Here is a 19,939-nt window from a genome sequence, read left to right as displayed (position 1 = left end):
CCCGTCGAGCGGTCGGGCCTGCTAGCCCTGTGGACAACTCGGGTCGTCACGAAATCTCGGTCACCCGGTCGAGTGACCGCATCCCGCGCGAAACTACCCAAACCCCTGCAAAATCCCGGCTGTTCAGTGGGCGGACCAGCCGCCGTCGAGTACGAGGGACGTGCCGGTCATGAACGAGGCCTGCGGCGTGCACAGATACGCGACGGCCTCGGCGACCTCGGAAGGTTCGATGAGCCGCTTGATCGCGCTGTCCTGCAGCATCACCTCGCCGAGCACCCGCTCCTCGGGAATGCCGTGCGCGGCGGCCTGGTCGGCGACCTGCTGCTCGACGAGCGGCGTGCGCACATAGCCGGGGTTCACGCAGTTCGAGGTGACGCCGTGCGCCGCCCCTTCCAGCGCGGCCGTCTTCGACAGGCCTTCGAGCCCGTGCTTCGCGGCCACGTACGCGGACTTGTACGCGGAGGCCCGCAGCCCGTGCACCGACGACACGTTCACGACGCGGCCCCAGCCCTGCCCGTACATGTGCGGCAGCGCCCCGCGCAGCAGCCGGAACGGGGCCTCCAGCATCACGGTCAGCACGGTGTGGAAGACCTCGGGCGGGAACTCCTCGATGGGGCGGACCAGTTGGATCCCGGCATTGTTCACGAGGACGTCGGTGCCGGCCGCCGCCTCCTCCGCCGCGTCGAGGTCGGTCAGGTCCAGGACGTACGGCTCGATGCCGTCGGCCTCCCCGGCCAGCGCCTCCAGCCCCGCCGCGTCCCGGTCCACCGCTCTCACCTTGGCGCCCGCCGCGGCGAGCCGCAGGGCGCAGGCCCGGCCGATGCCACTGGCGGCGCCGGTGACGAGTGCGGTGCGCCCGCCGAGGTCCAGCTCGGGGGCGGTGGGTGCGGTCAGCGGGGTGTGCGGCGTCATGACTCGCACCCTAGGCAGCTGATCAGCAGCGCCCGATGTGGGCAGCACCCATACTTCAGCGCTCGGTCATGGTCTCGAACCATGTGGGTCCCTCTGCCTGGGCCTGCTTGATCCGGAACAGCGAGAACTCCTCGAGCGGCGGCAGCGCGTCCAGGGCGAACCAGGCGACGTCCAGCGACTCGTCGTCGTTGACGCGTGCCTCGCCGCCGGTGGCCCGGCAGCGGAAGGACGTGTCCATGAACTGGCACTGGTCGCCGTTGGGGTACGTGATCGGCTGCAGGGCCTGCACCAGCACCACCCGCTCGACGACGCATTCGATGCCGGTCTCCTCGAAGACCTCGCGCGCGGCGACATCCGCGGGCTGCTCCCCCGGCTCGGGGATCCCACCGATGATCGACCACTTGCCGGTGTCGGCGCGACGCCCGAGCAGCACCCGCCCCTCGTCGTCGAAGACGACGGCACTGACCCCCGGCAGAAGCAGCAGCTGGTGGCCCGCGGTGGCCCGGATCGTACGGATGAATTCAGGAGTCGCCATGCCGACGAGCGTACCTGTATGCCCCAACGAACCGGCAGGCCACAGGCCCCGTCAGGCGTCCGAGCGCCGCCCCGCGCGTGCCCGCACGACGGCCCAGCCGAGGCCCCCGACACCGATCGCGACGAGCAGCGCCTCGGGCCATGCGCCCGCGCGCGTGGCGAGCGTCTGCGAGGTCCGCTTCGGGACATCGGCGAGCAGGGTGGCCGGCTCGAACATGCCGGTCTGCTGCGCGATCGAACCATCGGCCCGGATCACGGCGCTGACCCCGCTGGTGACCGGGACCATCACGGCCCGGCCGTGCTCGACGGCCCGCACCCGGTCCATGGCGAGCTGCTGGTACGTCATCTGGCTGCGCTCGAACGTCGCGTTGTTGCTCGGCACGGACAGGATCTGCGCGCCTTCCCGGACCTGGTCGCGCACCGTGTCGTCGAACGCGGCCTCGTAGCAGGTGACGTTGCCGACCTTGGTGCCCGCCATGTCGAAGACGACGGGCTTCTTGCCGGGCACGAACTCGCCCGCCCGGTCGACGTCCTTGCTGAAGATCCGGAAGAAGCTGCGGTACGGCATGTACTCGCCGAACGGCTGCAAGTGCCGCTTGTCGTAGACCGCGCCGGGGCCGGTCTTGGGGTCCCACTGGATGAGCCGGTTGCGGGGCGTGCCGTCCTCCGCGGTCACCACGGCCCCCACCGAGATGGGCACTCCGACGGCCTGCGCGGCCTTGGTGATCTCGTCGTAGGCGTCCTGGTTGACGTACGGGTCGATGTCGGAGGAGTTCTCCGGCCACAGCACCAGGTCGGGGCGCTTCACCTGCCCCGACTTGATCTTCGCGGCGAGCTTCATCGTCTCGCGCACGTGGTAGTCGAGCACGGCGCGGCGCTGGGCGTTGAAGTCGAGGCCCATGCGCGGCACGTTGCCCTGGATGAGCGCCACGCGCGCGGTGCCCGCCTCTGCGCCGGTCGCCACGAAGGGCATCGCGACCGCTCCGGCGACGATCGGGGCGACGGTGAACGCGGCCGCGGCGGCAACGCCCTTGTCCTTCAAGAAGGACAAGCCCTTGAGGGACGACGCGTCCTCGGACGAGGCCCGGCGCACCTTCCTGACGCGCAGGGCGAGGGCCCCGAGCCCGAAGCCGCACAGGACCACACCGAAGCCGAGCAGCGGGGTGCCGCCCAGCGAGGCGAGCGGCAGGAACACCCCACTGGGCTGCCCGAACGCGACCTTCCCCCAAGGGAAGCCACCGAACGGGGCACGCGCGCGCAACGCCTCGGACGCGATCCAGACCCCGCCGGCCCACAGCGGCCACAGCGGCAGCCGCGACACGTAGGCGATGCCCATGCCCGCGAGCGAGACCAGCAGCGCCTCCGCGGCGGCGAGCGCCAGCCACGGCAGCGGCCCGACGTCGACGCCGGTCCAGGAGAGCAGCGGCACCAAGTAGGCGAGCCCGAAGGCCAGGCCGAGTCCGAAGCCCGCCCTCAGCCGCCGCCCGTACACGGCCACGCCGAACAGCGCGAAGGAGATCGGCGCGAGCCACGGCAGCTCGCGCGGCGGAAAGCTCACGTACAGGAGCAGTCCGGCGATCACCGCGAACGCGAGGGGCACGAATCGCCGCAGGTGGGAGAGGGCCTTCGAAAGCACAGACTGCGCTGAGGGCTCGTCCGACGGGGCTACGGGAGGTGCGGTGGCGGTCACCCGGGGAGTGTACGGCGCGTCACTGTCACGCCGACATGCCGGTCGGCGGGCGCCCGCGTCGACCGCGTAGGCGGATCGTTCCTGTGCAACACCGGTCCGTCCTGGCCCACCAGCCGTTACGGTGTGCCCCAGTCCCCGATGCCGCGGCCGCTTCCGGCCACGCGTCCGGGGCCCGTCTACGTCGGGGGGCGGCGGGTGGGTGCGACGGGGTGGTCAGCGGGTGCGGAGACGGATGCTGCGCTGGAACGGCGCGGTGGAGCCTCCGATGCCATCGGGGTCGCGGTTCTCGGGTGTTGCGCGGCATGGTCCCTGATCAGCGCGACGGCACGCGCGGGCAGACCGGAGGGCGTGCTCCTGGCCGTGCTCGCCGTCATCGCGGGGTTCGCGTGCGGACGCATCGGCGGGGCGCTCGTCCCGGTCGCCTCGTCCTGCGCGGTCGGACTCGGCGGCCTGTGCCTGGCGCTCACCGCTCCGTACGCGGTCCCCACACCGGATGTCATGACGCCGATGGGCCGGGTCGGCGCGACCGCCGCGCTGCTCGCCCTGTCGACGGGGGCGCTGTGCTGCGCGGCCTGGTCGGCGCGGCGGCGGGCCGCACGGATCGCGCTGCACCTTGTGGCGGCGGGCAGCGTGGTGGTGGCCGCCGTCGTCGACTCACCGGGCGGGATCACGGCGTGCGCGGGCGTCGTCCTGTGCTCGCTCGCGGCGGCCCGTCTGCGCCGCCGGGCGATTGGCCTGATCGGCCTGGGCCTGTCCACGGCCGTCATGGCCGGTCTCGGTGTGGCGCTCGCCAAGAACGTCCTGCCGTCCGGCCCGACGGCCTCCCTGGAGGCGTGGCTCTCGCCGCGGCGGATCCTCCTGTGGCGCGACGCCCTGCACCTCGCCGGGAACGATCCCGCCCTGGGCACGGGCCCCGGACGCTTCGAGGACCTCAGCCCGACGCTCGCGCAGTCCCCGCTCTCCGACGGCAAGCCGCATTCCGCCGTCCTTCAGGTCGCGGCCGAGCAGGGCCTCGTCGGCGTCCTGCTGCTCGCGACGGCCTACTGCTGGCTGCTGTACGTCCTGTGGCGCTCGGCGCGGTCGACCCAGGTGGTGCTGGCGGCGGGCGCGGCGCTGGCCGCGGTGGCCGCGATGGCGACGGTCGGCAACGCGCTCAGCTTCACGACCGTGACGGCGGGCGTGGGCCTGCTCGCCGGGATCGCCACGGCCGACCCGTTCACGGACGGGCCACCGGACGACGACGTGGCCGCCCCGGAATTCCTCCGGAGCGGCCACGACTGAGTTCACCAGGCAGGTCCCGGGTCAGACGACCGGACCCGCATGCGGCCGCTTGAGGCGGTCGCGGATGTGCCGCACCGCGCCCTCCGCGTCGTCCACGGTGACCGTGAACCTGCGGCCGTCACCGAGGACGAGCACCACGCCCTCGCCGCGCCGCACCACGACGGCCGTGCCGATCTCCGGGCGCCAGCGGTAGCCCCAGCCGCCCCACTGCCGGGGCGTGACGCGGGGCGCGAAGTCCGCCTCGATCACATGGGCGAGCGGGATGCGGCGGCGCGGCAGGCCCACGTGGCCGCAGCGCACTTCGAGGTGGTCCTTGTCGACCTTCACCGCTACGTGGAGGAAGGCGAGGGTGCCGAACAGGATGAGCAGGCCCACGGCGATCAGGCCGACCACGGACATGGCCAGGGCGAGTATGCCGGTGGCCCAGGAGTTGTCCACGGCCAGCTCGATGCCCAGAGCCAGGCAGGCGAGTCCGCCACAGGCCAGGATCCACTGCACACGGTTGTGTGCGCGGCCGGTCCAGATGTCGGTCGCGGGGGCGGTAGAGCGTCGCCCTGAGTGCTCGTCGGGGGCGTGTTCCCTCATGGAATCGAGCCTACTCATGTTCCGCGGGTCCGGCACCGGCTTGCGCAGCCCCGTGGGCCAGGCCGGTGTGCTCGCTCAGCCCGCGTGGCTCAGTGCCTGGAGGTCACGGCCTTCCGCGTAGGCGAGCGCCTCCTTGGGCAGCGTGTCCTCCCGGCCGCCCAGCAGCACCGTGAGCCGGCCGCGCGCATCGGCCCCGGCCTGCGGGCCCTCGCCGATCCGGCGCAGCGCCTGTGCGGCGACGGCGCCCGCGCTGCTGTGCAGGACGAGCGGGGCCGCGTCGGACTGCTGCACCGAGGCGCGGATACGCTCCGCGACGAGCTCGTAATGGGTGCACCCCAGGACGACGGCCCTTACATCACGGGGCGTGAGGGCGGCCGCGGCCTCGATGGCCCGGTCGATGCCCTCCTCGTCGGCCCACTGCACCGCGTCGGCGAGGCCGGGGCAGGGCACCTCGGTGACCTGGGCGCCGCCCCCGAAGTCCCGGATCAGCGTCTGCTGGTAGGGGCTTCCGGTGGTCGCGGGCGTGGCCCAGATGGCGACCTGGCCGCCGCCCGCGGCGGCGGGCTTGATCGCGGGAACGGTGCCGATGACGGGGATCTGCGGCTCGAGCCGGGCGCGCACCGCGGGCAGCGCGTGCACGGAGGCGGTGTTGCAGGCGATGATCAGCGCGTCCGGGCCGTGCGCGGCGGCGGCCTCGGCGACGGCGAGCGCCCGCTCGGTCACGTCCTCGGGCGTGCGCGGCCCCCACGGCATGGTCTCCGGGGCAGAGGAGAGCACGAGGTCGGCGTCCGGGCGCAGGCGCCGTACCGCGGCAGCGGCCGCGAGCAGTCCGATTCCCGAGTCCATCAGCGCGATCTTCACCCGGAAACCATAGACGATCGGTCCGACAATGCCGGTGCCGGTGGGGCAGACTGCGGCGGATGGACGTCGTTGTGTGGATCACCGCGGCTTCGCTCGCCGCATGGCTGTGGCTGCTGCTGTGCCAGGGCTTCTTCTGGCGCACGGATCTGCGCCTGCCGCCGCGCACCGAGCCCGGAAGCTGGCCGGATGTGTGCATCGTGGTGCCGGCCCGCGACGAGGCGCAGGTGCTGCCGGACAGCCTGCCGTCCCTGCTCGCCCAGGACTATCCGGGGCGGGCGGAGATCTTCCTGGTGGACGACGGCAGCTCGGACGGCACGGGCGAGGTGGCACGCACCCTCTCGGAGCGGTTCGGCGGGCTTCCCCTCACGGTCGACTCCCCCGGCGAGCCGCCCGCGGGCTGGACCGGAAAGCTGTGGGCGGTGCGGCACGGCATCGGCCTGGCACGCGCGCGTGACCCCGAGTTCCTGCTGCTGACCGACGCCGACATCGCGCATGAACCGGACAGCCTGCGGGAGTTGGTGGCGGCGGCGCGCACGGGCGGCTTCGATCTGGTGTCGCAGATGGCGCGGCTGCGGGTGGAGAGCGCCTGGGAGCGGCTGGTCGTGCCCGCGTTCGTGTACTTCTTCGCGCAGCTGTACCCGTTCCGTCGGATCGCGCGGCAGGGCGCGCGCACGGCCGCTGCGGCGGGCGGCTGCGTGCTGCTGCGCACCGAGGCGGCCGAGCGGGCGCGGATCCCGGACGCGATCCGGCAGGCGGTCATCGACGACGTGTCGCTCGCGCGGGCCGTGAAGCGGTCGGGCGGGCGCATCTGGCTGGGCCTTGCCGAGCGCGTCGACAGCGTGCGGCCGTATCCGCGCCTCGCGGATCTGTGGCGCATGGTGTCCCGCAGCGCGTACGCACAGCTGCGGCACAACCCGCTGGTGCTGCTCGCCACCGTGCTGGGGCTCGCCCTGGTCTACCTGGTGCCGCCCGCGGCGGTGATCGTCGGCCTGCTCGCGGGCAGTGCGCCGACCGCACTGCTCGGCGTGCTCGCCTGGGCGGTGATGGCGGGAACGTACATCCCCATGCTGCGCTACTACCGGCAGACGCTGTGGCTGGCGCCGCTACTGCCGTTCACCGCGCTGCTGTACCTCCTGATGACGGTGGATTCCGCCGTGCAGCACTACAGGGGGCGGGGCGCAGCGTGGAAGGGGCGTACGTACGCCGCGCCCGATCGAGGGTGAACGGCTCGCTGCGGAACGCTACTTGCGGCCCCTCGTCCAGTTCATGCCCCACCCGTAGGCGCGGTCCACGGTGCGCTGCGGGCTGACGCCCCGGTCAGGGACGAGGTAGCGGGCCTCGCGCTGCACGGTCAGGTCACCGCCGTCGTTCGTGAGCAGGGCGAGCGCGCACACCGTGGAGGGCACCGTGCACTCGTCCAGGGAGAAGTCGATCGGCGCGCCGTGCGCCGGTTGCAGCGTGACCGTCGCATGGAGGTCGGCGAAGCTGCGCGCGCCTTCGTAGATGGTCACGAAGACGAGGATGCGGCGGAACGCGTCCGTGTGGTCGAGGTTGATGGTGAGGTTCTCGCCGGCGCCGCGGCCTCCGCTGCGGTCGTCGCCGTCGAGGTGGATGTACGGGGCCTCGCCCAGCGACCCGAAGGCGTTGCCGAGCGCCTGCACCACCCCCTTGCGTCCGTCGGCCAGTTCGTACAGGGCGCACAGGTCGAGGTCGAGGCTCCGGGCGCGCCTCCCCCGGCCGCCGAACTGCTTGAGCACCTCCCAGTTGAGGTTCACGCGCAGGGCGCCGGACGTGCCGCCCTGCTTCGCCAGGGAGACGGTGGGAGCGGCCTTCGTCAGCGTCACCTTGGTCGGTTGAGCGGGCTCCGCGCGCGTGGGCGTCGCCGAAGGCGCGGCTGCGGGCGGTGCCGCCCGCCGCGGTTCGTCCACCGTGATGCCGTAGTCCCTCGCGAGGCCCGCCAGGCCGCTGTCGTAGCCCTGACCCACGGCCCGGAACTTCCAGGCTCCCTGACGGCGGTACAGTTCTCCGAGCACAAAGGCTGTCTCCACCGTCGCGTCCGCGCTTTCGTAGCGGGCGAGTTCGGCCCCGTCCGCCGCGTCGACGACGCGGACGTACAGGCCCGGTACCTGTCCGAACACCCCGCCGTCCGCGGACGCCGCGAGGACCACCCGCTCGATGGCGGGCTCCACGCGCGCGAGGTCGACGAAGAGGGTGTCCGTGACGGTGCCGCCGCTGGTGGACCTGCCCTCGTGCCGGACCGCCCCGGAGGCGTGCGTCGGCTGGTTGTAGAACACGAAGTCCGCGTCCGAGCGGACCTTTCCGGAAGCGAGCAGGAGCGCCGAGGCGTCGACGTCGGGTACGCCGGGGCCTGAACGTCGGCCCAATTCGACGCGTACGGCAGTCGCCTGCACGCCGACATTCGAGCCTTTAGTCATTGTCATGTCCGCCCCAAACGCCCGCCCTCGGCTTACCGACCAACCTATTCCCTGGAGCCTTCCGGCTCCCAGAGGCCCGTTCGAAGATCACTGGCCAACCGCCGGTAACCCCTCGAAATCTTGGGCCCTACAGGAAAATTGTCCCGGGCGACGACCGTTTTCCCCAAGTTCGCTCGCATTGAGGACGCGCGGTCACACACGACACGCAAAAGAACCCTCTTATCGGTCTACCCCAACGACCACATCGTGGGCTTAACTTATGTGTCATGACCTCCCCCCGCTCCACATATGGCGGCGGTTACTACTCCGCGCCGTCCTTCCCGGACACTCCGATCTACGACTCACTCGTCGCGGAACGGGGTACGCCGCAGATCGCCCCGATCCGGGTTCCCTCCGCGTACGAAAGCAACAGCCACCTGCCGGCGCTCCCCGCCGCGCTGCCCGCCCTGCCGTCGGCGCCCTCCGCGCCCTCGCCGCAGTACGGCTATCCGCACCCTCAGACCTCCCCGATGCAGGCTGCCCCGGCCCCGTACATCCCGCAGCAGGCGAGCGCCCAGCGCGGCGGCTACCCGGGCCAGCAGGCCCAGCAGCCGCAGCGACCCGCGCCCGGGCAGGCGACCGGTTACGAGGCGATGCGCCCGGCCACGCCGCGGCCCGCCCCCGCGCCGTACGAGGATCCGTACAACCGCCAGCAGTACCGCGGTTACTGACCCGACACGGCCGGAACGCTCCGGCCCACCACAGCAGCCACGGGCGATGTCCGTGGCTGCTGGCAGAATGACCGGCATGTCGCAGCCAGCACTCAGTTCGATCCATGTCCACCCGCTCAAGGCGGTTCGGGGGCACGCTCCGCGCGAGGCCGTCGTGGAGCCGTGGGGCCTGGCCGGGGACCGGCGCTGGGTGCTGGTGGGCGCGGACGACAAGATCGTCACTCAACGGCCGCATCCGCGCCTGGCGTTGGCCGCCGCCGAGCAGCTGCCCGGCGGCGGCCTTCGCGTCTCCGCCCCGGGGACGGACCCGCTGACCGTCGAGATACCCGGCCCGCGGGAGACGACCACGATCGAGGTCTGGTCGGACAAGGTCGAGGCGGTCCCCGCCGACCGTGCGGCCCACGCGTGGTGGAGTGCGTACCTGGGCACCGAGATACGCCTGATGCATCTGGACGATCCGGCGACCAGACGCCCCATCGACCCGAAGTACGCGCGCCCGGGCGAGACAGTGAGTTTCGCCGACGGCTATCCGCTGCTCCTGACGACGCTCTCCTCGCTCGACGCCCTCAACTCGTTGATCGCTCAAGGTGACCACGCCGACGAGGGCCCGCTGCCCATGAACCGGTTCCGGCCGAATGTCGTCGTCTCCGGCACGCCTCCGTGGGCGGAGGACGACTGGTCGCGCATCGCGATCGGGGACGTCACCTTCCGTATCACCAAGAAGAGTGGCCGCTGCGTGGTCACGACGACGAACCAGCAGACCGCGGAGCGTGGCAAGGAACCCCTGCGCACGCTGGCGCGACACCGCCGCTTCGGCGACCAGCTGTGCTTCGGCACGAACCTGGTGCCCGAGTCGACGGGCACCGTGCGTATCGGAGATCCCTTGAGGATCCTCGAATAACCGTCATCCGGCCGGGGAACCCGGCGCCGCGGCATGCTCGTTGAGAGACAATGGCAGTGTCGGAAGCGCCGGTGGGCAGGGGCGAGCAAGCCAGGTGACGTCGCTCTCTCTTCTCTCCTCCGGCATGCGGGCGCTGCCGTTCGGGGTTATGACAGACCCGGAAGGGGGTGCAGACCGTGCGAGCGTTGATCGGGCTATGGCGCTGGCGTCACAATCCGGTGTGCCGCGGGACCGACCTGGCAGAGGCCTGGGTCGCCCTGGTCGCACTGTTCCTGATCGTCGTCGCCGCGCCGCTGGCCGGCGTTGTCGCGGGGTCCATGTCGCGTGACGCTCTGTATCGCTCCGTGGAGGAGCAGCGCAGCATGCGCCACGAGGTGACGGCGACCGTGGTGCACAAAGTGGCACAGCCGCCGCTCGATCCCGACCCGGAGACCTCCACGGCGCGTGACGCGCACACACGCGTGGTGGCGACCTGGAAGGCGCCCGACGGTTCGATCCGGCAGGACCGCGTCGTCGCCGCCCTCACCACGCCGCACCGCGGCGACAAGTTCACCGTGTGGACCGACGACCAGGGCCGCGCCGTCGGCCGGCCCCTCGACCGTCCCACCGCCGCCACGCACGCGGCGCTCGCCGGATTCGGTGCGGCCTTCGCCGTCACCGGCCTGGTGGAAGGCACCCGGCGCCTGGTCCTGTGGCGCATGATGCGCCGCCGGTACGCGCGTTGGGACAGCGCCTGGGACATCGCAGGACCCGACTGGGGCAGGACCGGCACGGGCAGCTGACCGCCGCCCACGGGCTCGTCGCTCTGGTCAACTGCCGTGCTCCGCGCACGCTACGGTGGAGCCACCTTTTGGCAGGCAGAGCGCAGGACGCAGCCAGGGACAGCGCCCCACGAGGCGCGCACACTTCCTGCGTACGACGAGGTGGGGGCAGATCAGCGCCATGGCACAGGGCTCGGTCCAGGTGACGCACGCCGGTACTTCGCGGTGGCGGCGCCGCACGGGTGAATACGCGTCGCTGGCAGCCGCCCTGGAGGCGGCGACCGACGGTGACGTACTGACCGTGGCCCCCGGTACGTACCGGGAGAACCTGGTGCTGCGGCGGGCCATCACGCTGCGTGGCCCCGAGGGCTCCCCCGGCTCCGTGCGGATCGCGCCGTCGGACGGTGTCCCCCTGACCGTACGAGCCTCCGCGACCGTGCGTGACCTGCACGTCGAGGGGCAGGACGCGGCGGCGCCCGCGCTGCTCGTCGAGGAGGGCGCCCCGGAGATCGTCGGCGTCCGCGTGGTGACCCGGTCCGCGACCGGCGTCGAGGTCCGCGGCGGCGCCCGGCCCACGGTGCGGCAGTGCACCGTCGACAACCCCGGCGGCATCGGCATCGCCGTGCTCGACGGCGGGGGCGGCGTGTTCGAGGAGTGCGAGGTCGTCGCCGCCGGGCAGGCGGGCGTCGCGGTGCGCGGCGGCGCGCATCCCCGGCTCGAGCGCTGCCGGGTGCACCACACGTCGGGTGCGGGCCTGTCCGCGACCGGTGAGCACTCCGGCCTGGAGGCCGTGGGCTGCGAGGTGTACGAGGTCAAGGGCTCCGGTGTGCAGATCACCGGGCGGGCGTCCGCGCACCTGACCGACTGCGATGTGCACCGCACGACGGGGGACGGCGTCACGCTCGACACGGACGCGGTGCTCACCCTCGCCGACTGCCGCGTCCACGACGTCCCGGAGAACGCGATCGACCTGCGCTCCCGGTCGGTGCTCACGCTGACGCGTTCCACCGTGCGCCAGTTCGGGCGCAACGGTCTTTCGGTGTGGGACCCCGGCACGCGCGTGGACGCCAACCAGACGGAGATCCACGACAGTACGGGCGACTATCCGGCCGTCTGGGTCAGCGACGGAGCGACCGCCGTGCTCGACTCCTGCCGGGTGCACGACGTGCCGGACGCGCTGTTCGTGCTCGACCGCGGCTCGCGCGTGGACGTCGTCGACAGCGACCTCTCCCAAGTGCGCAACACGGCCGTGTCGGTGAGCGACGGGGCGACCGCGCAGCTCGACGACTGCCGCATCCGCGAGGCCGCGACGGGCGCCTGGTTCCGCGACCACGGCAGCGGCGGCACGCTCTCCAACTGCACGGTGGACGCCACGCAGACCGGCGTGATCGTCACGAAGGGCGCGGACCCCACGATCGAGCGCTGCACGGTCACCTCGCCCGCCGAGGCCGGTTTCTACGTGTCCGCGGGCGGCCGGGGCAGCTTCCACGGCTGCCGGGTCTCGGACAGCGGCGGCTTCGGCTTCCACGTCATCGACGGCTGCCGTACGAGCCTCAAGAAGTGCCGTACGGAGCGGTGTTCGCGCGGCGGCTACGAGTTCGCCGAGGACGGCCCGCTGATCGAGGACTGCACGAGCGACGAGAGCGGCGGTGTGAGCTCCGGCGCGACGGCGGCCCCGCAGCCGGCCGTGCAGACCGCGACGCAGACGGTCGGGCTGCTCAGCGCCGTGCCCGATCAGCGGCCCGTGGCGGCCCCTCAGGAGCCCGAGAAGGAGTCCCGGGCATCCAAGCTCGTCCTCGGTGAACTCGACGCTCTGGTGGGCCTGGAGAGCGTCAAGCGCGAGGTGCGCGCCCTCACCGACATGATCGAGGTGGGCCGCAGGCGCCAGGAGGCGGGCCTCAAGGCGGCGTCCGTGCGACGGCACCTGGTGTTCACGGGCTCCCCCGGCACCGGCAAGACGACGGTGGCGCGCCTGTACGGCGAGATCCTGGCGTCGCTCGGCGTCCTCGGCCAGGGACACCTCGTAGAGGTGTCCCGTGTGGATCTGGTCGGCGAGCACATCGGCTCCACCGCGATCCGCACCCAGGAGGCCTTCCAACGGGCCCACGGCGGCGTCCTGTTCATCGACGAGGCGTACGCCCTGTCCCCCGAGGACTCCGGGCGCGACTTCGGCCGCGAGGCGATCGACACGCTCGTGAAGCTGATGGAGGACCACCGGGACGAGGTCGTCGTGATCGTCGCCGGCTACACGGCGGAGATGGAGCGCTTCCTGTCCACCAACCCCGGTGTGGCCTCCCGCTTCTCACGGACCATCACGTTCTCCGACTACGTGCCCGAGGAACTGCTGCGGATCGTGGAGCAGCAGTCCGAGGAGCACGAGTACCGGCTCGCCGACGGGACGCCGGAAGCACTGCTCAAGTACTTCACGGCGCTCCCGAAGGGGCCCGCTTTCGGCAACGGCCGCACCGCGCGGCAGACGTTCGAGTCGATGGTGGAGCGGCACGCCGGCCGGGTCGCCCAGCTCGACGCCCTGGACACCGACGCGCTCACGCTGCTCTACCCGGAGGACCTGCCCGAACTGCCCTGAGCCTGCTCGGTGTCGGGCCGCTGCTGCGGCACGCCCGGCTTGAGGCGGGCCAAGAGGTGGGCGCGCTCCTCGGCGAAGACCGGGTCGGCCTGGTAGTCGCCGTGACCCAGGATCGGTGCGGGGAGCGGGTGTTCACCGGTCCTTCCGTAGGCGAGCGGGTCGAGGAGTGCCGGGTGGTCGACCTGAGGACCGCACTCGCCGGGCAGGTTGATCGGCCCGCCGATGGGGTCGGTCCTTCGGTGCAGATTGCGCCAGCAGTCGACCTGGCGGTGCAGCGAGGCCAGCGCCTCGGGTCCGAACTGGGCCGGGAACCAGCGCCCGTACAGCCGCTCCAGAGGCGATCCGTAGGTGAGCAGTCCGACGCGCTTCCTTACGGAGGGGTGCAGTTGCCAGGCGGCGGCCGCCGCGAGGACGCTGCCCTGGGAGTGCCCGGACAGGATGAGCCGGCCCCCGGTGGCCTGCGTCCAGGTCGCCATCCGCCAGGTGAGGTCGGGGACGGCGCGCTCGGCGTAGCAGGGGGGCGCGAAGGGGTGCGCGGCACGCGGCCAGAAGGTGCCCACGTCCCACAGGATGCCGATGGTGCGGCGTGCGGACGCGTCCTTGTAGGCGCGGCGTCCCCAGGTGACGAACAGTATGAAGCCCAGGCCGATGAGCCAGGAGCCGAGCGCCTGCGCCGAGTCGGCCGCCCCCGCCACGATCGCGTACGAGCCCTGGGCCGCGCTGCCCGGCACCTTCCCGGTGGTCCAGGCGCCCACCACGGCGAGCGCGCCGAGCAGCAGCGTCGCCGATGAGACGACGCCGATCATCACCGGCGCCCTGTCGGTGAGGGCGGCACGCGCGCGGGTGCCCGCGATGCGTGACGTACGGGCCACGTCCGGGGGTTCGCTGGTGCTGCCGGGCTTCTCGTCGAGGTGGTAGTCGGCCGCCACCTGGGCCGTCTCGCGCTTCTTGATGCGGGCCGTACGCAGGGCGAGTGCGCCGCACAGGACGGCGACCACGATCAGCAGCGGTGGGATCGCCGAGGCCTGCCAGGTGAGCAGCACGGGCGGGCCCTTGATGAGGCCGCTGGTGCCGTCCAGCCAGTCGGCGACGCGCTGCGCCACACCACCGGTCATGACGCCGCCGAGGGCGCACGCGAGCATCGCGGTGGCGGGACCGCCGAGTCCGCGCAGTGCGGTGCGCGGGTCACGGGCCGTGCGGTAGATGGCGTGCGCGACGAAGGCCAGGGCGATCACGAGCGCGCCCTGGACGAGGGTGATGCCGCCGAAGCTCATGTCACCGGGCAGCCGTCCGGACGACTGCCATCCGGGGCGCGACCAGGCCGCGTACACCATGGTCACGACGAGCAGGACGAGCGCCGCGTAGGGCAGGGCGCGCACCACCGTGCGGTCCAGGGTGTCGTCGACGCGGTTCTCACTGCGGCCGCGGCGCACGATGACGGTGATGACGGCGAGGGTGCCGAGGATCAGCGCGGCCACGATCAGCCAGCCCACCACGTCGAGCAGGGCAGGGCCGCCGGACGCCCGGTCGAAGCGGGCCGCGGAGGTGCCGACGGCCGCGGCCACCGTGAGCAGCGCGGCCGCGGTGTGCGCCGAGCGCAGGCGGGCGACGAGGCGGCGGCCGTACCAAAAGCCGGGCCTGCCGAGCGCGTTGTCGATCTCGCCGTCGGTGGGCTCGGGCATGTGCGGCAGCGGGCGCTGCGCCTCGTACGCGCTCCAGGTGCGGTGCGAGAGGTACCAGAGCAGGCCCGCGAGGGCGGTCGGGACGAGCGAGGCGAGCGCGAGGCGGCGGCCGGGCTGGCTCCACCAGCCGCCGTCACCGTGCGCGTCGACGGAGAGGAAGCCCAGCCAGGCCCGCTGCTCGGCGCAGGCCGGTGTGCCCGCGCACTGCCAGGCCGTCAGGTCGAGGGCGACCTCGCACGCGGCGCCGACCAGCAGCACCGTGAGGGTGAGCGAGAGGAGGCGGACGAGCAGGCCGTAGACGCGTACGGTGCGGGACCTGCGGCGGGCGTTGGGGCGCATCCAGTGGGACAGGTTCACCACCATGAAGGGAAGTAGCAGCAGCCACAGGGCCCGTGATCCGTTGCCCGAGGTGAGGTTGCACCAGACGTACGCCTCGGGGACGGGCTTGCCCCGGTAGTCGTCGGGCCGCGTCTCCGCGTCGGCGTCCTCGCCGCGCCGGAAGACGGCCGCCGTCTCGTCGCCGGACACCCGCACCGGCTGCGGGTCGTCGAGCATGTCTTGAGGTGTGGTGCCGCCGACCCCGTGGACGAGAAGTTCCAGAGCGGTCTCGTCGGTGGCCGTGGGCGGTGTCGCGGACGGCGTGGTGGACGGCTGCGCGGAGGGCGTCGTCGCCGGTTCCGTCGTGGTGCCGTCCTGTTGTTCGTGCTCGTGTGTCGTGCTCATGTGTCCCCCGTTTCTGAACACGACCAGGATCTCGGCCCGGCGCCCCCGCGGGCACCCCTCGTCACGGAATCTCCCCGAGGCGCCCCGTCGATGCGCAGGTCATTCACTCCTTGGCGCCCCGTCGATGCGCAGGTCGGCAGCGCAGGCGGTGGTCCCGGTGTCGGTGGCGCGTGCGAGGATGACGAGAAAGCGCTGGCCGGTACGGCGGTGGTGGCAGGCGGGACGAGCCGAAGGGATCCGACGGACGTGAGCGAGAATCAGAACCTGCTCGCGGAGCAGCGCCGCGCCCTGATCATCGACGAGGTCCGTCGGCGCGGCGGCGTCCGGGTCAACGAGCTGACCAGGAAGCTCGGCGTCTCCGACATGACGGTGCGGCGCGATCTGGACGCGCTGGCCCGGCAGGGCGTCGTCGAGAAGGTGCACGGCGGCGCGGTCCCGGTCGTCGAGGCCAGCACCCATGAGCCCGGCTTCGAGGCCAAGTCGGGCCTGGAGCTGACCGCCAAGGAGGACATCGCGCGCGCGGCGGCGCCGCTGGCCGCGCCCGGCACGGCGATCGCGCTCTCCGGTGGTACGACGACGTTCGCGCTGGCCCAGCAGTTGCTCGACGTACCGGACCTCACGGTGGTGACGAACTCGGTACGGGTGGCCGATGTCTTCCACGCGTCGCAGCGCGGCGCCGCGTCCCGGCAGGGGGCGGCGACGGTGGTGCTGACCGGCGGGGTGCGCACACCGTCGGATTCGCTGGTGGGCCCGGTCGCCGACCAGGCGATCGCGGCGCTCCACTTCGACGTGCTGTTCCTCGGGGTGCACGGCATAAGCCCGGAGGCCGGCCTGTCCACGCCGAACCTTGCGGAGGCGGAGACGAATCGGCGGCTCGTGCAGTCCGCGCGGCGGGTCGTCGTGGTGGCGGACCACACCAAGTGGGGGACGGTGGGGCTGAGTTCGTTCGCCTCGCTCGACCAGGTGGACACGCTGGTGACGGACGGCGGACTGCCCGTCGAGGCGCGGGCCGAGGTCGCCGAGCACATGCGGCTCGTGGTGGCCGGGGAGCCCGAGGACGGTACAGACATCTGACGGTGCGCCAGTTATGGTGACCCGGACCGGTCACCTGGAGCATGTCAACTTGGCTGCGGGCGACGCCCGTTGGCCCGGGTCGCGTCCGCCGATCACCCTTGGGGGTTGAACCTTCATGGCACGCCGACTTCGCCCCGTCGAGCTCGACTTCGTCGACAGCGCGCCCGTGCGGCTCGTGTTCGCCCGTGAGGTGTCGGCCTCCCCGGACGCCGTGTACCGGGCGCTCGCCGAGGACGTCGTCGGGTGGCCCCAGTGGTTCTCCGCGGTGACGCTGGCGCGGCCGCTGGACGGTGGGGCGCGGCGGGAGGTCCGGCTCAAGGGTGGGACGCGGTTCCTGGAGACGATCGTCGCCGCGGAGACGGGGGACGTGTGCGTGTATGCGTATCGCGTCGACGAGACGAATGCGCCGGGGTTGCGGGCGTTGCTGGAGGAGTGGCGGGTGCAGGACGTGGGCGGTGGGCGGTGCCGGGTTCAGTGGACGTTCGCCGTGGACGCGCCTGGAGTGATGCGGGTGGGGTTGAAGGCTGGGCGGGCCGGGCTCGGGCGGGCGTTTCGGGATGCGGTGGGGAAGCTTGAGCGGAGGGTTGCGGCGGCGCCGGCGTCAGGGGCGGGTTGATCGTTGCGCCGCGGCGGGGTTGCGCTCTCGGGGCTCTGCCCCGGACCCCGCGAGTCTCGTCCCGGAGCGGGGCTTTAATGCCCCGGCCACTCCCCCGTCTCCAGCAAGCGCGTGATCGCCTCCGCGTACGGGGTGATGTCCAGGGACTGCTGTCGCAGCCAGTCGTCCGAGTAGTACTTGTCCAGGTAGCGGTCGCCCGGGTCGCAGAGGAGGGTGACCACGCTGCCCGTGCGGCCCTCCGCCACCATTTCCGCGACGATCTTGAGGGCGCTCCACAGGCCCGTACCCGTCGAGCCGCCAGCCCTGCGGCCGATGGCCGACTCCAGGGCGCGGACCGCCGCGACGCTCGCCGCGTCGGGGACCTTCATCATGCGGTCGATGGCGCCCGGCACGAAGCTCGGTTCCATGCGGGGGCGGCCGATGCCCTCGATGCGGGAGCCGCAGTCGCTCGTCGCGTCGGGGTTGTCGGTGGTCCAGCCCTCGAAGAAGCAGGAGTTCTCGGGGTCCGCGACACAGATGCGGGTGTCGTGCTGCATGTAGTGGACGTAGCGGGCGAGCGTCGCCGAGGTGCCGCCGGTGCCCGCCGTGGCGACGATCCAGGTGGGCTCGGGGTAGCGCTCCAGAGCGAGTTGGCGGTAGATCGACTCGGCGATGTTGTTGTTCCCGCGCCAGTCCGTCGCCCGCTCCGCGTACGTGAACTGGTCCATGTAGTGGCCGCCGGTGCGGGCGGCGAGGGCCGCGGACTCCGCGTACATCATCCGGGAGTCGTCCACGAAGTGGCACTGGCCGCCGTGGAATTCGATCAGGCGGCACTTCTCGGCGCTCGTCGTACGCGGCATCACCGCGATGAAGGGGACACCGATCAGCTTCGCGAAGTACGCCTCCGAGACCGCCGTGGAGCCGCTCGACGCCTCGATGACGGGGCGGCCGGGCCGGATCCAGCCATTGCACAGGCCGTAGAGGAAGAGCGAGCGGGCCAGGCGGTGCTTGAGGCTGCCCGTGGGGTGGGTCGACTCGTCCTTGAGGTAGAGGTCGATGCCCCAGTGCTCGGGGAGCGGAAAGAGCAGCAGGTGCGTGTCGGCCGAGCGGTTGTTGTCCGCCTGCACCTTGCGCACCGCTTCTTTGAGCCACTCACGGTAGCCGGGGTCCGTGTGGTCGACGTCGAGCGTCGGCAGGGGGCCGGACGCCGCGCCCTCGCCCGTGGGCCGACCTTGTTCCGTGGTGCTCACCGATTGGCTCCTTCTCGTCGTGCCCGGCCGTCGTTCCGCGCTCCGGTCCCGGGGCGCCGACGGCAGCCGGACACCACGATCATAAGCACCTTGCGCACGCTTCTCACCTGCATAAATGCATCTTTGGGCGTCTCAAAGGAACGCCTGGGAGGGTGGCGGAACACGCACTTGGGGTACCGGGAGCATCCGGGAACGTACGTGCGAGGGGGGCGTGCGCCGGAGCTACCCCCAATGCTTCACAGCGCGTCCACATGCGGACTGGTGCTCCTGGCCAGGTGCGTGCAAACTGCACCGCAGACACCCACTCGAGGGGGCGAAACGGCATGGCGGAGCCGGAGTTCACGGCGACGGGCGTGCGCATCGGCCGACGACTGCGATCACTGACCCGGGCGGGACAGGTCCGGATCGCGGGCGGCAGGCTGGAGTTGCTCACGAGCTACGGGAGCGAGATCGACAGCGCCCCGTTGGGTGAAGTCCGCGCGGGCAGGCCGTGGTTCGGCGCCGAGGACCGGGCGATGGCCGACGTGGACGGGCGGCGCTATCTGCTGCACCTCGGCGGACAGGGCGGCGCCTCGGGGCCGCCCGCGGCCCGGCGGTTCATCGAGGCCGTGCGCGCCGCCACCGCGCACACCGGATAGCACCCGCCCCTCAGCGAACAGTCCGGCGAAGTTGCACGCCCACGCCCCCTGGGTCACGCTGGTCACACATCACTACTCAGGGTTTACCGGCGATAACGCTGCGAACCAGCCCGCCGGACACGGAGCGGGCAGTCCTGTCACAGCACGGTCGCACCGCTCGATCCGTTTTCGTCTTCTTCCGGACTCAATTTCGGGGAGTCGTAGCCGTGATCAGCCAGCCGAACAGGCATTGCACGGTGGAGCTCCAAGCCCTGCCGTCGCGGATAGGTCAGGTCCGCAGAATCGTATCGGCGCAGTTGCGCTACTGGCATCTCGATCCGTTGATCGAGATGGCCGCGCTCTGCGTCACCGAGCTTCTGACCAACGTCCACCGGCACGCCGGTCCCGACAAGCTCTGCACCGTCGAGATCGAGCTGCTCAGTGGCACGCTCAGGGTCTCGGTGCACGACCACGACCCGAGGATCCCCGAGATACGGGACGCCGACCCCCTCGCCACCTGCGGCCGCGGTCTCGCGATGATCGCCGCGCTGAGCGAGAGCTGGGGTGTGCGGCCGCACGGCGAGGGCAAGGTCGTCTGGTTCGCCCTGCCGGCCCCCGCCCCCGCGATGGGCATCGCGCCGTACCCGGTGTACGCGACGCATCCCTCGCGCCGCACGGACACGCACGAGCGCAAGGTGTCCCCGCATGCTCCCGCCCGGTCGGCCGTCGCAGGCTGACCGG

General features: G+C 72.1%; 18 protein-coding genes. 10 read left to right on the top strand and 8 right to left on the bottom strand.

The annotated features are described in order from the left end of the window. Positions 1–123 precede the first annotated feature (123 nt). Genes ACYSUO_RS16170 through lnt form a run of 3 tightly spaced genes read right to left on the bottom strand, consistent with a single transcriptional unit; the run spans position 124 to position 3,136 of the window. Positions 124–912 carry a 3-hydroxybutyrate dehydrogenase gene (locus ACYSUO_RS16170; RefSeq protein ID WP_461776807.1) on the bottom strand — a complete coding sequence of 263 codons (789 nt, stop codon included), beginning with the start codon at positions 910–912 and terminating at the stop codon, positions 124–126. A 55-nt stretch (positions 913–967) separates the two neighbouring features. Beyond that, on the bottom strand, positions 968–1,447 hold the full coding sequence (locus ACYSUO_RS16165; protein WP_426905493.1) for an NUDIX hydrolase: 480 nt from the start codon (positions 1,445–1,447) through the stop codon (positions 968–970). Positions 1,448–1,498: 51 nt separating this feature from the next. Further along, the gene (gene lnt, locus ACYSUO_RS16160; RefSeq protein ID WP_461776805.1) at positions 1,499–3,136 is read right to left on the bottom strand and encodes an apolipoprotein N-acyltransferase; all 1,638 of its coding nucleotides are present in this window, start codon (positions 3,134–3,136) and stop codon (positions 1,499–1,501) included. 348 nt (positions 3,137–3,484) lie between these two features. Here lnt and ACYSUO_RS16155 point away from each other — a divergent pair, with 348 nt between their 5' ends. Continuing rightward, positions 3,485–4,417: an O-antigen ligase family protein gene (locus ACYSUO_RS16155; protein WP_461776803.1), complete on the top strand. Its 933-nt coding sequence runs from the start codon at positions 3,485–3,487 to the stop codon at positions 4,415–4,417. A 21-nt stretch (positions 4,418–4,438) separates the two neighbouring features. Here ACYSUO_RS16155 and ACYSUO_RS16150 read toward each other — a convergent pair whose 3' ends face one another. Both ACYSUO_RS16150 and ACYSUO_RS16145 read right to left on the bottom strand, forming a co-directional pair. Next, positions 4,439–5,002: a hypothetical protein gene (locus ACYSUO_RS16150; RefSeq protein WP_461776801.1), complete on the bottom strand. Its 564-nt coding sequence runs from the start codon at positions 5,000–5,002 to the stop codon at positions 4,439–4,441. Positions 5,003–5,077: 75 nt separating this feature from the next. Next, positions 5,078–5,863 (bottom strand): glutamate racemase, encoded by a 786-nt coding sequence (locus ACYSUO_RS16145; RefSeq protein WP_461776800.1) that lies wholly within the window; start codon positions 5,861–5,863, stop codon positions 5,078–5,080. A gap of 59 nt (positions 5,864–5,922) precedes the next feature. On the opposite strand from ACYSUO_RS16145, the gene ACYSUO_RS16140 reads away from it, so the two are divergent. Next, the gene (locus ACYSUO_RS16140; protein ID WP_461776798.1) at positions 5,923–7,086 is read left to right on the top strand and encodes a glycosyltransferase; all 1,164 of its coding nucleotides are present in this window, start codon (positions 5,923–5,925) and stop codon (positions 7,084–7,086) included. 18 nt (positions 7,087–7,104) lie between these two features. On the opposite strand, the gene ACYSUO_RS16135 is transcribed toward ACYSUO_RS16140, so the two are convergent. Continuing rightward, entirely contained in the window at positions 7,105–8,298 is a 1,194-nt protein-coding gene (locus ACYSUO_RS16135) for a TerD family protein (protein ID WP_461776796.1), read from the bottom strand. 266 nt (positions 8,299–8,564) lie between these two features. On the opposite strand from ACYSUO_RS16135, the gene ACYSUO_RS16130 reads away from it, so the two are divergent. The 4 genes from ACYSUO_RS16130 to ACYSUO_RS16115 all read left to right on the top strand — a co-directional run bounded on the left by ACYSUO_RS16130 (position 8,565) and on the right by ACYSUO_RS16115 (position 13,257). After that, positions 8,565–9,008 carry a DUF6643 family protein gene (locus ACYSUO_RS16130; RefSeq protein ID WP_461776794.1) on the top strand — a complete coding sequence of 148 codons (444 nt, stop codon included), beginning with the start codon at positions 8,565–8,567 and terminating at the stop codon, positions 9,006–9,008. Positions 9,009–9,084: 76 nt separating this feature from the next. Beyond that, on the top strand, positions 9,085–9,909 hold the full coding sequence (locus ACYSUO_RS16125) for an MOSC domain-containing protein (RefSeq protein ID WP_461776792.1): 825 nt from the start codon (positions 9,085–9,087) through the stop codon (positions 9,907–9,909). Positions 9,910–10,085: 176 nt separating this feature from the next. Next, entirely contained in the window at positions 10,086–10,691 is a 606-nt protein-coding gene (locus ACYSUO_RS16120) for an Rv1733c family protein (protein ID WP_461776790.1), read from the top strand. 160 nt (positions 10,692–10,851) lie between these two features. Continuing rightward, positions 10,852–13,257 (top strand): right-handed parallel beta-helix repeat-containing protein, encoded by a 2,406-nt coding sequence (locus ACYSUO_RS16115; protein ID WP_461776788.1) that lies wholly within the window; start codon positions 10,852–10,854, stop codon positions 13,255–13,257. Here ACYSUO_RS16115 and ACYSUO_RS16110 read toward each other — a convergent pair. Next, the gene (locus tag ACYSUO_RS16110) at positions 13,227–15,662 is read right to left on the bottom strand and encodes a hypothetical protein (protein WP_461776787.1); all 2,436 of its coding nucleotides are present in this window, start codon (positions 15,660–15,662) and stop codon (positions 13,227–13,229) included. The two genes, ACYSUO_RS16115 and ACYSUO_RS16110, sit on opposite strands and share 31 nt — an antisense overlap. 246 nt (positions 15,663–15,908) lie before the next feature. Between ACYSUO_RS16110 and ACYSUO_RS16105 the strand changes: the two genes are divergently transcribed. Then, a complete protein-coding gene (locus tag ACYSUO_RS16105; RefSeq protein ID WP_266716289.1) occupies positions 15,909–16,736 on the top strand; it encodes a DeoR/GlpR family DNA-binding transcription regulator in 828 nt (275 codons plus the stop codon). Between the two features lie 115 nt (positions 16,737–16,851). After that, positions 16,852–17,352 carry an SRPBCC family protein gene (locus tag ACYSUO_RS16100; RefSeq protein ID WP_461776786.1) on the top strand — a complete coding sequence of 167 codons (501 nt, stop codon included), beginning with the start codon at positions 16,852–16,854 and terminating at the stop codon, positions 17,350–17,352. A 74-nt stretch (positions 17,353–17,426) separates the two neighbouring features. Here the strand turns inward: ACYSUO_RS16100 and ACYSUO_RS16095 are convergent, their stop codons facing one another. Then, positions 17,427–18,581 carry a PLP-dependent cysteine synthase family protein gene (locus ACYSUO_RS16095; protein ID WP_461776785.1) on the bottom strand — a complete coding sequence of 385 codons (1,155 nt, stop codon included), beginning with the start codon at positions 18,579–18,581 and terminating at the stop codon, positions 17,427–17,429. A 323-nt stretch (positions 18,582–18,904) separates the two neighbouring features. On the opposite strand from ACYSUO_RS16095, the gene ACYSUO_RS16090 reads away from it, so the two are divergent. Both ACYSUO_RS16090 and ACYSUO_RS16085 read left to right on the top strand, forming a co-directional pair. Continuing rightward, the gene (locus ACYSUO_RS16090; protein WP_461776784.1) at positions 18,905–19,219 is read left to right on the top strand and encodes a hypothetical protein; all 315 of its coding nucleotides are present in this window, start codon (positions 18,905–18,907) and stop codon (positions 19,217–19,219) included. Positions 19,220–19,425: 206 nt separating this feature from the next. Continuing rightward, entirely contained in the window at positions 19,426–19,935 is a 510-nt protein-coding gene (locus ACYSUO_RS16085) for an ATP-binding protein (RefSeq protein ID WP_461776783.1), read from the top strand. The last annotated feature ends 4 nt before the right edge of the window (positions 19,936–19,939 follow it).

It is taken from the genome of Streptomyces sp. UC4497 (genome assembly GCF_054871485.1).
This window is presented reverse-complemented; position numbering and strand designations above follow the sequence as displayed.